Genomic DNA, 13,723 nt, shown 5'->3' on the forward strand with positions numbered 1-13,723 from the left:
AGCACTGTGAGCGAAAGCACCCTCGACCACACAAACATTCTCAAGGGAGAGTCTGATGGGTAGGACGTTGTCGGAAAAGGTCTGGGATGCGCACGTGGTGCGCCATGCCGACGGAGAACCCGACCTCCTCTACATCGACCTCCATCTGGTCCACGAGGTCACGAGCCCGCAGGCCTTCGACGGGCTCCGGCTGGCGAACCGCCCGGTCCGGCGGCCGGATCTGACGATCGCGACCGAGGACCACAACGTCCCGACGTTCGACGTCGACAAGCCGATCGCCGACCCGGTGTCGCGGACGCAGGTGGACACGCTGCGCAAGAACGCCGAGGAGTTCGGCATCCGGATCCACACCCTCGGCGACCCGGACCAGGGCGTCGTGCACGTGATCGGCCCGCAGCTCGGCCTGACCCAGCCCGGCATGACCGTGGTCTGCGGTGACAGCCACACGTCGACGCACGGCGCGTTCGGCGCGATTGCCTTCGGCATCGGTACCAGCGAGGTGGAGCACGTGCTGGCCACCCAGACGCTGATGCAGGCTCGGCCGAAGACCATGGCGGTCACCGTCGACGGCGTGCTGCCCGAGGGTGTCTCGGCCAAGGACCTGGTGCTGTCGTTGATCGCCAAGGTCGGCACCGGCGGCGGCCAGGGCTACATCGTCGAGTACCGCGGCGAGGCGATCCGGGCGCTGAGCATGGAGGCCCGGATGACGATCTGCAACATGTCGATCGAGTGGGGCGCCAAGGCCGGCATGATCGCGCCGGACGAGACCACCTTCGAGTACCTGAAGGACAAGCCGCACGCGCCGCAGGGCCTCGACTGGGAGGCGGCCGTCGAGTACTGGAAGAGCCTGGCCACCGACGAGGACGCGTCCTTCGACCGCGAGGTCGTGCTGAAGGCCGAGGAGATCACGCCGTTCGTCACCTGGGGCACGAACCCGGGCCAGGGCGTGCCGCTGGCGGCCACCGTGCCGTCGCCGGACGACTTCGACAACGAGAACGACCGGGTCGCCGCCGAGCGCGCCCTGGAGTACATGGGCCTGACCGCCGGTACGCCGCTGCGGGACATCCACGTGGACACGGTGTTCCTCGGGTCCTGCACCAACGGCCGGATCGAGGACCTGCGGGCCGCGGCCGGCGTGCTGGCCGGGCGGAAGGTTGCCGAGGGCACCCGGATGCTGGTGGTCCCGGGGTCCGGGCGGGTCCGGCTGCAGGCCGAGGCCGAAGGCCTGGACGCGATCTTCAAGGACGCCGGCGCCGAGTGGCGTGGGGCCGGATGCTCGATGTGCCTGGGGATGAACCCGGACCAGCTGGCCCCGGGCGAGCGCAGCGCCTCGACGTCCAACCGCAACTTCGAAGGCCGTCAGGGCAAGGGCGGTCGCACCCACCTGGTGTCGCCGCTGGTCGCCGCCGCGACCGCCGTCACCGGAACGCTGGCCGCTCCGGCCGACCTGCCGCCCGTCGCCGTACCCGCGAACGCCTGAGGAGCAACGGAATCATGGATGCCTTCACCCAGCACATCGGTACGGCGGCCCCGCTGCGCCGCAGCAACGTCGACACCGACCAGATCATCCCGGCCGTGTACCTGAAGCGGGTCACCCGGACCGGCTTCGAGGACGGGCTGTTCGCCGCCTGGCGCAACGATCCGTCGTTCGTCCTCAACCAGCCCGAGTACGACGGGGTCTCGGTGCTCGTGGCGGGACCGGACTTCGGCACCGGATCCTCGCGGGAGCACGCGGTCTGGGCCCTGCTCGACTACGGGTTCCGCGTGGTCGTGTCGTCGCGGTTCGGCGACATCTTCCGCGGTAACTCGGGCAAGGCCGGTCTGCTCGCGGCCCTGGTCACGCAGGAGGTCGTCGAGCAGCTGTGGACCACGATCGAGGCCGACCCGGGCACCAAGGTGACGGTCGACCTGGAGAACAAGACGATTTCGGCCGGTGACGTCTCGGCACCCTTCGAGATCGACGACTACACGCGCTACCGGCTGCTGAACGGTCTGGACGACGTCGGCATCACCTTGTCCCACGAGGCCGACATCGCTGCCTACGAAGCGACCCGGCCGTCCTTCAAGCCGGCCACCCTTCCGGCCAAGGCCTGAAGCTCCTGCGGAGTTATCGCCCCCGTAACGTTCGGATGGCGGGGGCCGATAACTCTGGTGTTACCCTTCTGGGGTTGGAAGAACCAGGTGTGCGAGACCGAGGAGGTGAGGCGCTCATGACCAACAGCAGCGATCCCTCCAGACATACCGGTCTCGCTCGGCCTGTGGGGGGTCTTTTCCTCTAGTAGTAGCAGGGTCGGGCAGACGTGTGCTCATCACTCACCCGCACCACATTGCTCCTGGAGGACTCATGTCCGACCTGCGCCTGCGCACGTTCCGCGCGTTCAGCCGTACCCCGTCACTGCGCGCCGCCGCCCGCAAGCACGCCGCATCCGCCGCGCCCGCGATCGAGCCGGCCGACAAGCAGCACCGCGATCCGCAGAAGCCCAAGGGACACAGCGTCGTCGACAGTGCGATCTACTGCGGCGGCAACCGGATCGCGTCCCCGCAGTCGCTCGCGGACACCTACACGGCGCTGCACACGTCGCCGCAGAGCCTGGCCTGGATCGGGTTGTACCGGCCGGACCGCCGGGAGCTCGCCTCGCTGGCGCAGGAGTTCGACCTGCACGAGCTCGCGATCGAGGACGCCAACGAGGCGCATCAGCGGCCCAAGCTGGAGCGGTACGGCGAGACGTTGTTCGTCGTACTGAAGGCCGCGCGGTACCGGGACGCGACCGAGGAGGTCGAGTTCGGTGAGGTGCACGTCTTCGTCGGCCCGGACTTCGTGGTGACGGTCCGGCACGCCGAAGCGCCCAATCTGGCAGCGGTACGGCGCCGGGTGGAGCGCGATCCCGAGCTCCTCGGCCGCGGCGCCGAGGCCGTGCTGTACGCGATCATGGACAAGGTCGTCGACGGGTACGCGCCGGTGGTCGCGGGTCTGGAGAACGACATCGACGAGATCGAGACCGAGGTGTTCCGCGGCGATCCGAAGGTGTCGCGGCGGATCTACGAACTGTCCCGTGAGGTGATCGAGTTCCAGCGCGCGACCCGGCCGCTGGTCGGGATGCTCGAGCAGTTGCGCGGCGGCTTCCAGAAGTACGGCGTGGACGAGGAACTGCAACGTTCACTGCGGGACGTGGCCGACCACGTCACCGAGGTGGTGGAGAAGGTCGACGGATTCCGCGAACTGCTCCGCGACATCCTGACGGTGAACGCGACGCTGGTCGCGCAGCAGCAGAACGAGGAGATGAAGAGCCTCGCGATCGCCAGCAGCGAGCAGAACGAAGAGGTGAAGCGGATCTCTGCCTGGGCGGCGATCCTGTTCGCCCCGACGCTGATCGGCACCGTCTACGGGATGAACTTCGACAAGATGCCGGAGCTGCATTGGCAGTACGGCTACCCCTTCGCGATCGGCCTGATGGCCTTGGTGTGTGGAGGTCTGCACCAGATTTTCAAGCGCCGCGGGTGGCTCTGAAACCCCTGCTGGCACCCGTATCGGGCGAAATTGTGGCCCGAATCGCCTAAAACAAGGCAAATTTGCCGCGTTGGTGTTTGTGCATGGCGGTTTGAGTCCATAACGTTCCTGTGAGATCGAGCGCTGTGCTCGACGCCTAGTGTTCACGGAGGGAAGCAGTGAACAAGAGCCAGTTGGTCGAAGCGCTCGCAGTGCACTTCGACGGAAACCGCCGCCAGGCCCAGCACGCACTGGAGTCGGTGATCGACACCGTCCAGCGTGAGCTGACCAAGAAGGGTGGCAAGGTCGCCATCACCGGTTTCGGTGCCTTCGAGGCCATCGAGCGTGGTGCGCGCATCGTGCGCAACCCGCGCACCGGTGAGACCAAGCGCGCGAAGAAGACCACGGTGCCGAAGTTCCGCGCGGGTGCGGAGCTGAAGGCCGTCGTCTCCGGTGCGAAGAAGCTGCCGAAGCTGGTCGTCCCGAAGCCGGCCGCGACCGCCACCAAGGCGGCTGCCCCGGCGAAGAAGGCCGCCCCGGCGAAGGCCGCTGCCACGAAGACCGCCGCTGCGAAGAAGACGGTCGCGAAGAAGGCCCCGGCCAAGACGGTCGCCAAGAAGGCTCCGGCCAAGACCGTTGCCAAGAAGGCCCCGGCCAAGACGGTCGCCAAGAAGGCCCCGACGAAGACCGTTGCGAAGAAGGCGCCGGCCAAGAAGGCCCCCGCCAAGAAGACCGCGGCGAAGCGCACCGCTCGCTGATCTTCACGCACTGCGGCAGACCGCACAAAGAGCGAAGGCCGGTCACCCCACTCCAGGGGCGACCGGCCTTCGCCGTGTCTGCCTTCTGCTACAGGCGGGTGCCGAACTCCACCTTGGTGACGGTCGTTTCCGCACCCGTGCCCGTGGTCTCGATCCGCACCCGCTGGCCCACACGCAGATGCAGGACCGGGGTGTCGGAGATCGCGTGCACGGTGAACGGGAGCTCGATCCCGGTGTCCGTCAGCACGGTGCCGGAAAACGTGTCGCCGTCGTACGCGCTCACTGTCGCTTGCATGTCAGCAGGCTAGACCTTCGGTCCCGGTCGCGGCACCGAGAACCAGCGACATCACGTCCGCGGTCGCCGGGCCGACACCGAGCTGTACGGCGTGCGCGAGATCGGCCGCGGTGTCGACGTCGCGGCGTACCGATTCGATCGCGGTCAGCTCGATCGGGACCGCGCCGGACGCCTGATGGGCCAGCGCGGATCCGACGCCGAAGCGGGGATCCAGCGGTACGCCGGGCGCGGCGGCGAGCAACGTCGTCCCGGTGCCGGGCAGGTCGACGACGAACGAGCGCGGCGCCGTACACGCGGCGAGCGCGGCGGTCAGCTCGGCCGGGCGCAACGCGGGCAAGTCGGCCGACAGCGCCACGACGCCGTTGCCTGCGAACTCGGCAGCGGCCACAGTTGCTCCATGCAGCAAGGCTTCGTTCAGACCGGCGGCGGGCAGGTCCGGGACCACGCGCGCGCCGGCGGTGGTGACGTCCGCGGACACCAGCGGGTCGTCGGTGACCACCAGCACCATGTGCACCAGGGGAGAGGCCAGAGCGGCCGCAGTAGTGTCGACAGCGAAGGCGCGGGCCAGCTCGGGACGGTGCTGAGGGTAGGCCGGAGCGAGCCGGCTCTTTGCGATCGCCGTACGCTTCACCGGGATCACCAGGGTCCAGGGAGCGACCTGTAGGTCTGCCATCAGGCAGGATTCTCCCATGACCGACGGCGGGTACGAGCACCAGGAGGCAGCTGTGGACGCGAGGCAGGCGGATCCACGGCCGCCGCGTGGATTCTGGTTCGGGGTGATCGTCGCGCTCGTGAAGCCCTTCATGATCGCGTTCACCAAGTGCCGGTTCACCGGCCGCGAGAACATGCCGCGGTCCGGCGGCGTGGTGTACGTGCCGAACCACATCTCGCATTTCGACCCGGTGGTGCTCGGGTACTTCATCTGGGAGTGCCGGCGGATCCCGCGATTCCTCGGGAAGGCGTCGGTGTTCAAGATCCCGGTGCTCGGCAAGATCATCACCGGCGCCGGGCAGATCCCGGTCTACCGGGACTCCGCGCAGGCCGCCGATGCGTTCCGGGACGCGGTGGCCGCGGTCGAACGCGGTGAGTGTGTGGGCGTTTACCCGGAGGGCACGATCACCCGCGATCCCGCGATGTGGCCGATGACCGGCAAGACCGGCGCCGCGCGGATCGCGTTGATGACCGGCTGCCCCGTGATCCCGGTCGCGAACTGGGGAGCACAGGAGATCCTCCGCTCCTACACCGGCAAGATGCGGTTCCGGCTGCTGCCGCGCAAGACCCTGCAGGTGCGGGCCGGGAAGCCCGTCGACCTGAGCGCCTTCGAGGGCAAGCCGCTGACCAACCAGCTGTTGCACGAGGCAACCGAGGTGATCATGGCCCGGGTGGCCGAGACGCTCGGCGAACTGCGCGGCGAGACCCCGCCCAAGGAGCTCTACGACCTGCGCAAGGCCCGCAAGGCCGAAGGTGAGGAGAACCGATGACCAAGGTCGCGGTGTTCGGCGCCGGCAGCTGGGGTACGGCGTTCGCCACGGTCCTGGCGAACGCGGGGAACCAGGTGTCGGTGTGGGCCCGGCGGGAATCGCTGTGCGAGGTGATCAACAGCCGGCACGAGAACGCCGAGTACCTGCCCGGGATCCGGCTGTCCGAGGCGATCACCGCGACCCACGACCCCGCCGAGGCGGCCGACGGGGCGGAGGCCGTCGTCCTCGCGGTGCCGTCGCAGTCGTTGCGGGACAACCTCGCGGACTGGGCCGGCGTGCTGCCGAACGCCGTACCGCTGGTCAGCCTGATGAAGGGCGTCGAGCTCGGGACGACGAAACGGATGAGCGAGGTGATCGCCGAGCTGACCGGCGCCGGCCCGGAGCGGATCGCGGTGGTCTCGGGCCCGAACCTGGCGCGCGAGATCGCCGAGGGGCAACCGGCTGCCTCGGTGGTGGCCTGCGCCGACGAGGGGACCGCGGCGCGGTTGCAGAAGCTCTGCCATTCGCCGACGTTCCGCCCGTACACCAACAACGACGTCGTCGGCTGCGAGCTCGGCGGCGCCTGCAAGAACGTGATCGCGCTCGCGGTCGGTATGGCGGTCGGGCTCGGGTTCGGCGACAACGCCCGGGCCTCGGTGATCACCCGCGGGCTGGCCGAGATCGCCCGCCTGGGGACGGCGCTGGGCGCCGACGAGCACACGTTCTCCGGGCTGGCCGGACTGGGCGACCTGGTGGCGACCTGCTCGTCGCCGCTGTCGCGCAACCGCACGTTCGGCGAGAAGCTCGGCCAGGGCATGACCGTCGCGGAGATCGCGAGCGGCACCCGTCAGGTCGCCGAGGGTGTGAAGTCCTGCGCCTCGATCAGCGAGCTGGCGCACCGGCACGACGTCGAGATGCCGATCGCCGAACACGTCACCAAGGTGGTCGCCGGCGAGATGACCCCGAAGGACATGCTTTTCAGCCTGGTGTCCCGCTCGGCGAAGTCGGAACGCTGGGGATGATCCCGGAGGCGTTCGCCAAGGTCACCGTCGAGCGCGAAGGCGCCACCGGCCAGGCGTGGCTCGACGAGCTGCCCGGGATCGTCGAGGACCTGCTGGATCGCTGGGAGCTCCAGCGGGACGGCGACGTACTGCACGGCCAGGTCGGCGTGGTGGTGCCCGTCGAGGGAAACGCGGTGCTCAAGGTGTCCTTCCCGCATCCGGGCAACGTGCACGAGCCGGATGCTTTCGAGGCCTGGGGTGGGCGTGGCGCGGTGCGGCTGTACCGGCGCGACGACGCCCGGTACGCGATGCTGCTCGAGCGTGCGAACACCAGCACACTCGCCGAGCACATGAGTGAGATGCCCGTCCCCGCCGACACCGTTGACGCTGCGGCGATTGCCGGGGATCTGCTCCGTCAGTTGACGATCCCGGCGCCGGCCGGACTGCCGCGCATGTCCGAGCAGGCCGACGCGTGGGCCGAGCAGCTGCACCAGGACGCGGCCGAACTCGACCATCGGTTGCCGTCCGCGGTCGTGGATCAGGCGCTGTCGGTCGTCGAGGAGCATTGCCGCGAGCAGCCGGAGACTCTGATCCACGGCGACTTCCATGCGCGCAACATCCTGCGGGCGGACCGCGAGCCCTGGCTGGTCGTCGACCCGAAGGGGTACGTCGGCGATCCGGCGTACGACGCGGCGTTCTTCCTGCGCACCCGGGCGTACTACTTGTTCGTCGGCGGCCTGGCCCTCGACGAGCTGATGCCGTACCTGGACGAGGAGCTGGAGCGGTTCGCCGAGGCGTCGGGGATCGACGCCGAGCACATCCGCCGCTGGACGCACCTGGTCATCGTCCAGTCGGCGTTCTGGACCCGCCGGCACGGCTTCGGCCGCGCCCGGAGCGGCGACCACCTCGACGAAGTCATCACGCTCATCGACGCGATCGCCACCACCTGGGTCAGCTGACCGCCGCTGCGTGGTCCGCGGGTCAGCTGAGCGTGTGCGCGACGACGAGCGCGGCCGCACCGAGCAGGGCGGCGTCCCGGCCGGTGCGGGACGGGACCACCCGCAGATCGGTCGTGGCCAGGGGCAACGACCGGGCGTAGACGGTTTCGCGGAGGCCGGCCAGCAGACTGTCGCCGGCTTGGGCGAGGGAGCCGCCGACGACGATGACCGACGGGTTGAGCAGGCTGACCGCGGCGGCCAGGACGGTGCCGATCTCGCGGCCGGCCTGGCGGATCGCGGTGGTCGCCTCGGTGTCGCCGGCCCGGACCAGGTCCACGATGTCCTGGCTGGTCTTCCTTCCGAGCTTGGCCGCGAGCGCGGCCGCCGAGGCGATCGCTTCCAGACAGCCGGTGTTGCCGCAGCGGCACAGCTCGGTGTGGCCCGGCGCCTGGATGTGGCCGATGTCCCCGGCCGCGCCCTGCGCGCCACGGTGCAACCGGCCGCCGCTGATCACCCCCGCTCCGATGCCGGTGGCAACCTTCACGAACAGCAGGTGCTCGACGTCCGGGTACGCCGTCGCGTGCTCGCCGAGCGCCATGATGTTCACGTCGTTGTCGACCAGCACCGGCCCGGGCAGCTGCCGGCGCAGCCGGCCGACGACGTCGTACGAATCCCAGCCGGGCATGATCGGCGGATGGTTCGGCCGACCGGTGCTGTGCTCGACCGGTCCCGGTAGCCCGACGCCCGTTCCGGCCAGATCTGTGGGGGGCCGCCCGGCCTGCTGGAGCAAGGCCTGGCCGGCCGCGGCCACGGCGTCGAGCACGACCTCCGGCCCGTCGGCGATCGCCAGGCGGCTCGTCGTGCGATGCAGGATCGCACCGGTCAGATCGGTGAGCGCGACCGACAGGTGGGTCGCGCCGACGTCCGCGGCGAGCACGAGCCGAGCCGTCGGGTTGAACCGGAACCGCGCCGGTGGGCGTCCGCCGGTCGAGGCCGCTTCGCCCGAGGGCACCACGAGTCCCTCCGCGAGCAGGGCCTCGATCCGCCCGGTCACCGTGGACCGCGCGAGGCCGCTGCGTTCGATCAGCTCGGCCCGTGTCCGCGGCTGCCCGTCGAGGAGCAGTCGCAGCACCGCGTCCGCCGTACCGATAGCGCTCATCACCCGGACTTTCGTCGTACTGGCCGTGGACTTTTGCTTGACAGGGTTCAAAAGGGTCCCATAGCGTCCTTCGACGTGTCCACCAATGCGCGAAAGCTCAGGGTCGGGATCGTCGGTGGCGGCTTCATGGGCCGGGTTCACGGCCGGTCCGCGCTGGTCTCGGGAGCGACCGTGGTCGGTGCCGTCGGCTCGTCGCCCGCGCGAGCCGAGGCTGCGGCCGAGGCGACCGGCGCCGAGCGCGGATTCGCGAGCCTCGACGAGCTGCTGGCCGCCGATATCGACGTCGTGCACATCTGTACGCCGAACAACACCCATCGCGATGTCGCGCTGAAGGCCTTCGAGGCGGGCAAGCACGTGGTCTGCGAGAAGCCGCTGGCCACCTCGGCCAAGGACGCCACCGGACTGGCCGCCGCAGCGCACGAGACGGGCCTGGTCGGCGCCGTGCCGTTCGTCTATCGCTACCACCCGATGGTCCGCGAGCTGCGCACCCGGATCGCCGCCGGCGACGCAGGTGTGATCACCAGCCTGCACGGCTCGTACCTGCAGGACTGGCTCGCCGGTGCCGACGACCAGAACTGGCGCGTGGACGACACCACCGGCGGACCGTCGCGGACGTTCGCCGACATCGGCTCGCACTGGTGCGACCTCACCGAATTCGTCACCGGCGACCGGATTGCGGCGATCAGCGCCCAGCTGCGGACGGTTCGGGCGCAGCGCGGCGGCGTCGAGGTCCGGACCGAGGATCTCGCGACCGCCCAGTTCCGGACCGAGGCCGGTGTGGTCGGAACGATCGTGGTCAGCCAGGTCGCGGCCGGCCGGAAGAACCGGCTGTACCTGGAGGTGTCCGGTACCGAGTCGAGCTTCGGCTTCGACCAGGAGGACCCGGACCGGCTCTGGGTCGGCCGCCGCGAAGCCTCGCAGCTGCTCACGCGGGATCCCGAGACGCTCAGCCCGCCGGCCGCCCGGGTGAACCGGCTGCCGGCCGGTCACGCGCAGGGGTACCAGGACGCGTTCGACTCGTTCGTCGCCGACAGCTATGCCGCCGTCCTGGGCGACCGCCCGGACGGCCTGCCCGATTTCGCCGCCGGAGCGCGGTCCGCCCACGTGGTCGACGCCGTACTGCGGTCCGCCGCGGACGGCAGCGCCTGGATCACCGTCGACAACTCCTAGGAGCCTTTGAGATGCCTCGTCCGATCACTCTCTTCACCGGTCAGTGGGCCGACCTGCCGTTCGAGGAGGTCTGCCAGTTCGCGTCCGAGGCCGGGTACGACGGCGTCGAGATCGCCTGCTCCGGTGACCACTTCGACGTCCAGCAGGCCGTCGACGACGACTCCTACGTCCAGGGCCGCAAAGACATCCTGGAGAAGTACAACCTGCAGGTCTTCGCGATCTCCAACCACCTGGTGGGTCAGGCGGTCTGCGACGACCCGATCGACTTCCGGCACCAGGCGATCGTGCCGTCCCGGATCTGGGGCGACGGCGACGCCGAAGGCGTCCGGCAGCGCGCCGCCGAGGACCTGAAGAACACCGCGCGGGCGGCCGCGAAGCTCGGCGTGAACACCGTCATCGGCTTCACCGGCTCGTCGATCTGGCAGTACGTCGCGATGTTCCCGCCGGTGCCCGCGGAGCGGATCGCGGCCGGCTACCAGGACTTCGCCGACCGCTGGAACCCGATCCTCGACGTGTTCGACGCCGAGGGCGTCCGGTTCGCGCACGAGGTGCACCCGTCGGAGATCGCGTACGACTACTGGACGACCACGCTCACGCTGGAGGCGATCGGGCACCGGGAGGCCTTCGGCCTGAACTGGGACCCGTCGCACATGGTGTGGCAGGACGTCGACCCGGTCGCGTTCCTCTGGGACTTCAAGGACCGGATCTACCACGTGGACTGCAAGGACACCCGGATGCGCGTCGGCGGCGGCCGGAACGGCCGGCTCGGCTCGCACCTGCCCTGGGGCGACCCGCGGCGCGGCTGGGACTTCTACTCCACCGGTCACGGCGACGTGCAGTGGGAGGACTGCTTCCGCGTGCTGAACTCGATCGGCTACGACGGCCCGATCTCGGTCGAGTGGGAGGACGCCGGTATGGAGCGCAAGGTCGGCGCTGCGGAGGCGGTCAACGTGATCCGCGCCCTGGCCTTCGACAAGCCGGAAGCCGCCTTCGACGCGGCTTTCGCGACGGACAAGTAACCAGGCAGGACCTAGCGGTTGTCGCGCCCGGCGACGAAGCCCAGCGTGACCTGAATGGCTGCGAGTACGGCGAACACGACGAGCGTCGTACTCCAGCCGCCGGTCACCTGGACCAGGTAACCGGCGACGACCGGACCAGCCGCGGCGAGCGTGTAGCCGACCGCTTGTGCCATACCGGACAACTGTGTGGTCTCGTGGTGCCCGCGGCCGCGAAGGCTGATCAGCGAGAGGGCGGCCACCAGCCCGGCGCCCTGACCCAGCCCGCCGACGATCGCCCAGACGATCGCCAGGTGCGGCGCCAGCAGCAGACCGAGCAGGGCGACGAGGATCGGCGTACTCGCGGTCATCAGGCCGGCCCGCTGGTTCGTCGGATGCTTCAGCAGCAGCGGGACGCTGAGTCCGCCGATCAGCCCGAACACCTGGAAGACGAACAGGTGCACACCGGTGGACCGCTCGGAGACGCCGCCGGTGGTGATCTCGATGGTGGGCAGCCAGTTCACGAACAGGTAGAAGCTCGTCGACTGCAGTCCCATGAAGCCGGTCACCAGCCAGGCCATCGGCTGCCGCCAGACGCTCACCGGCGGGGCCTCGTCGGCTGCTCCGGCGGGCGGCATCGGCGCCGGTGACAGCGTCCGCGGCAGCCAGATCACGGCGACCAGGACGGCAAGCCCGCCCCAGACCGCCAGGGACAGTCGCCAGTCGACCGCGTCGGCGATCGGTACGGCGAGGATCGAGGCGATCGCCGCGCCGCCGGTGATGAAGGCCGTGTAGATGCCGGTCGCGCGCGAGACGTGGGCGGCGTAGTCCCGCTTGAGGATGACGGGCACCAGGACGTTGCCGACCGCGATCGCGCCGCCGACGACGGCCGTGCCGATCCACAGCCCGGCCTGGCCTGTGTACGGGCGGAGCGCGCTGCCGGCCGCGAGCACCAGCAGCGAGACGAACACCGCCCGCTCCATGCCGAACCGCCGGGACGCGAGGTGGACCAGGGGAGAGGCCGCCGCGAACGCGAGCAGCGGCAGCGTGCCCAGCAGGCCCTGCGCGGCCTCGCCGAGCTGCAGGTCGAGTCCGATCCGGGGCAGCACCGGACCGACCGCGGTCAGCGCCGGCCGCAGGCTCAGCGCGACCACGAAAGCGGTCGCGGTGATCAGTGTCGACCGTCCTCGAGTCATCGGTTCGGTCAGCACTGCCACGACACACCTCTCCTGAGCTCTCGTGTAGATGTCCTACATTTATATACTCTAGGGCATGACGATGAACGGTCCGGTGCGCCAGGTGCCGCTGGTGCTGCAGGTCTCGGAGCAGTTCCGGGCGCAGATCGAGTCCGGCGCCTGGCCGCGGGGCACGCGGATCCCCGGCGAGAATCAGCTCGCGAGCGAGCTCGGCGTCAGCCGCGGTACGGTGCGGGAGGCCCTGCGTTCGCTCAGCCTGACCGGTCTGCTCGAGCCGCGCGTCGGCGACGGCACCTATGTGCGCGCCACCAACGAGATCACCGGCGTCCTGGTCCGGGACGAGCTCTCGGCGTCACTCACCGACGTCCTCGACGCGCGTGCCGGCATCGAGGCGGCCGCCGCCCGGCTCGCCGCCCAGCACGCGGGATCGGCCGACCTGACGCCGCTCGCCGACGCGCTGGAGGCTCGCGCCGCGGCGCTCGCGGCGGACGACCTGGACGCATTCGTGATCGCCGACACCGATTTCCACCGCGGTGTCGTCGCCGCGAGCCGGAACCCGCTGCTGCTGAGGCTGTACGACGCGCTCGCCGAGGTGCTCGCCGCGTCGATCCAGCAGACCGCGACGATCCCCGAGGACCACCGGATCCTCGACGCGCACCTCGACGTCCTGGAGGCGATCCGCGCCGGTGATCCGGAGGCGGCGAGTCAGGCGTCGTACGCGCTGATCGAGTCCGTCAAGGCCGCGGGATCCGGCCAGTAGTACCGGAAGCAGGCAGGCTGCCCGTTGAGCCGGCGCGGTTCGCCGCCCGGCGGCGGGACGTGCTTGCGGTCGACGCGGATGCCGCCGCGGGCCTCGTAGAACGCCTGCGCGGCGGTGTTCTGCTCGAGCACCCAGAGGAAGATCCCGGTGTCCCGGACATGCCGCGCCGTGAGTGCGAGCAGCCGGGTGCCGATCCCTTGCCGCTTGAGCGGTGCCCGGACGTGCAGGTTGTCGACCAGCGCGCCGTACTTCGGGTCCGCGTCGAAGATCACGTGCGCGAGCCCGATCAGCCGTCCGTCGTCCTCCGCGACGGTCGTCCGCGTCCCCTCGCGCGCCGCGAGCCGCTGCGCCCACATCGCGCCGAGGTACTCGGGCGACTCGTCGTCGAGGAACGCATCGGCGTACGCACCGCGGTAGTGCCGCCGCCAACTGTCGCCGTGCAACTCCGCGACCGCCGCCGCGTCCTCTGCTCCAGCTACCCGGAAGGTCGTCATCCCACGATTC

15 protein-coding genes are annotated in these 13,723 nt (G+C 69.9%); 10 read left to right on the plus strand and 5 right to left on the minus strand.

What is annotated here, in order from left to right; translation table 11 throughout:
• The first annotated feature begins 55 nt into the window (after positions 1–55).
• The 4 genes from leuC to ABZX12_RS31940 all read left to right on the plus strand — a co-directional run bounded on the left by leuC (position 56) and on the right by ABZX12_RS31940 (position 4,245).
• Positions 56–1,480: a 3-isopropylmalate dehydratase large subunit gene (gene leuC, locus ABZX12_RS31925; RefSeq protein WP_355699164.1), complete on the plus strand. Its 1,425-nt coding sequence runs from the start codon at positions 56–58 to the stop codon at positions 1,478–1,480.
• A 14-nt stretch (positions 1,481–1,494) separates the two neighbouring features.
• A complete protein-coding gene (gene leuD, locus ABZX12_RS31930; protein ID WP_355699165.1) occupies positions 1,495–2,094 on the plus strand; it encodes a 3-isopropylmalate dehydratase small subunit in 600 nt (199 codons plus the stop codon).
• 250 nt (positions 2,095–2,344) lie between these two features.
• A complete protein-coding gene (corA, locus tag ABZX12_RS31935; RefSeq protein ID WP_355699166.1) occupies positions 2,345–3,508 on the plus strand; it encodes a magnesium/cobalt transporter CorA in 1,164 nt (387 codons plus the stop codon).
• Between the two features lie 158 nt (positions 3,509–3,666).
• A complete protein-coding gene (locus ABZX12_RS31940; protein ID WP_355699167.1) occupies positions 3,667–4,245 on the plus strand; it encodes an HU family DNA-binding protein in 579 nt (192 codons plus the stop codon).
• 88 nt (positions 4,246–4,333) lie between these two features.
• On the opposite strand, the gene ABZX12_RS31945 is transcribed toward ABZX12_RS31940, so the two are convergent.
• Positions 4,334–4,540: a hypothetical protein gene (locus ABZX12_RS31945; RefSeq protein WP_355699168.1), complete on the minus strand. Its 207-nt coding sequence runs from the start codon at positions 4,538–4,540 to the stop codon at positions 4,334–4,336.
• A gap of 1 nt (position 4,541) precedes the next feature.
• Complete coding sequence (gene cofC / locus ABZX12_RS31950; RefSeq protein WP_355699169.1) at positions 4,542–5,213, minus strand: 2-phospho-L-lactate guanylyltransferase; 672 nt, start codon at positions 5,211–5,213, stop codon at positions 4,542–4,544.
• A gap of 16 nt (positions 5,214–5,229) precedes the next feature.
• On the opposite strand from cofC, the gene ABZX12_RS31955 reads away from it, so the two are divergent.
• Genes ABZX12_RS31955 through ABZX12_RS31965 form a run of 3 tightly spaced genes read left to right on the plus strand, consistent with a single transcriptional unit; the run spans position 5,230 to position 7,960 of the window.
• Positions 5,230–6,021, plus strand: a complete 792-nt coding sequence (locus tag ABZX12_RS31955) for a lysophospholipid acyltransferase family protein (protein ID WP_355699170.1) — start codon at positions 5,230–5,232, stop codon at positions 6,019–6,021.
• On the plus strand, positions 6,018–7,022 hold the full coding sequence (locus tag ABZX12_RS31960; protein ID WP_355699171.1) for an NAD(P)H-dependent glycerol-3-phosphate dehydrogenase: 1,005 nt from the start codon (positions 6,018–6,020) through the stop codon (positions 7,020–7,022). The genes ABZX12_RS31955 and ABZX12_RS31960 overlap by 4 nt, the downstream gene beginning before the upstream one ends.
• Complete coding sequence (locus ABZX12_RS31965; RefSeq protein WP_355699172.1) at positions 7,019–7,960, plus strand: aminoglycoside phosphotransferase family protein; 942 nt, start codon at positions 7,019–7,021, stop codon at positions 7,958–7,960. Before ABZX12_RS31960 ends, ABZX12_RS31965 begins: the two co-directional genes overlap by 4 nt.
• A gap of 22 nt (positions 7,961–7,982) precedes the next feature.
• On the opposite strand, the gene ABZX12_RS31970 is transcribed toward ABZX12_RS31965, so the two are convergent.
• Positions 7,983–9,098: an ROK family transcriptional regulator gene (locus ABZX12_RS31970; protein WP_355699173.1), complete on the minus strand. Its 1,116-nt coding sequence runs from the start codon at positions 9,096–9,098 to the stop codon at positions 7,983–7,985.
• Between the two features lie 75 nt (positions 9,099–9,173).
• On the opposite strand from ABZX12_RS31970, the gene ABZX12_RS31975 reads away from it, so the two are divergent.
• Together ABZX12_RS31975 and ABZX12_RS31980 are read left to right on the plus strand one after the other, a co-directional pair.
• Positions 9,174–10,268, plus strand: a complete 1,095-nt coding sequence (locus ABZX12_RS31975; RefSeq protein ID WP_355699174.1) for a Gfo/Idh/MocA family oxidoreductase — start codon at positions 9,174–9,176, stop codon at positions 10,266–10,268.
• A gap of 11 nt (positions 10,269–10,279) precedes the next feature.
• Positions 10,280–11,287: a sugar phosphate isomerase/epimerase family protein gene (locus ABZX12_RS31980; RefSeq protein ID WP_355699175.1), complete on the plus strand. Its 1,008-nt coding sequence runs from the start codon at positions 10,280–10,282 to the stop codon at positions 11,285–11,287.
• 11 nt (positions 11,288–11,298) lie between these two features.
• On the opposite strand, the gene ABZX12_RS31985 is transcribed toward ABZX12_RS31980, so the two are convergent.
• Complete coding sequence (locus ABZX12_RS31985) at positions 11,299–12,480, minus strand: MFS transporter (protein WP_355699176.1); 1,182 nt, start codon at positions 12,478–12,480, stop codon at positions 11,299–11,301.
• A gap of 55 nt (positions 12,481–12,535) precedes the next feature.
• On the opposite strand from ABZX12_RS31985, the gene ABZX12_RS31990 reads away from it, so the two are divergent.
• Entirely contained in the window at positions 12,536–13,219 is a 684-nt protein-coding gene (locus ABZX12_RS31990) for an FCD domain-containing protein (protein WP_355699177.1), read from the plus strand.
• Here the strand turns inward: ABZX12_RS31990 and ABZX12_RS31995 are convergent.
• Positions 13,165–13,713 (minus strand): GNAT family N-acetyltransferase, encoded by a 549-nt coding sequence (locus ABZX12_RS31995; protein ID WP_355699178.1) that lies wholly within the window; start codon positions 13,711–13,713, stop codon positions 13,165–13,167. The genes ABZX12_RS31990 and ABZX12_RS31995 overlap by 55 nt on opposite strands.
• Between the last annotated feature and the right edge of the window lie 10 nt (positions 13,714–13,723).

It is taken from the genome of Kribbella sp. NPDC003505 (assembly GCF_040610875.1).
In the GTDB taxonomy this organism is placed as follows: Bacteria; Actinomycetota; Actinomycetes; order Propionibacteriales; family Kribbellaceae; genus Kribbella.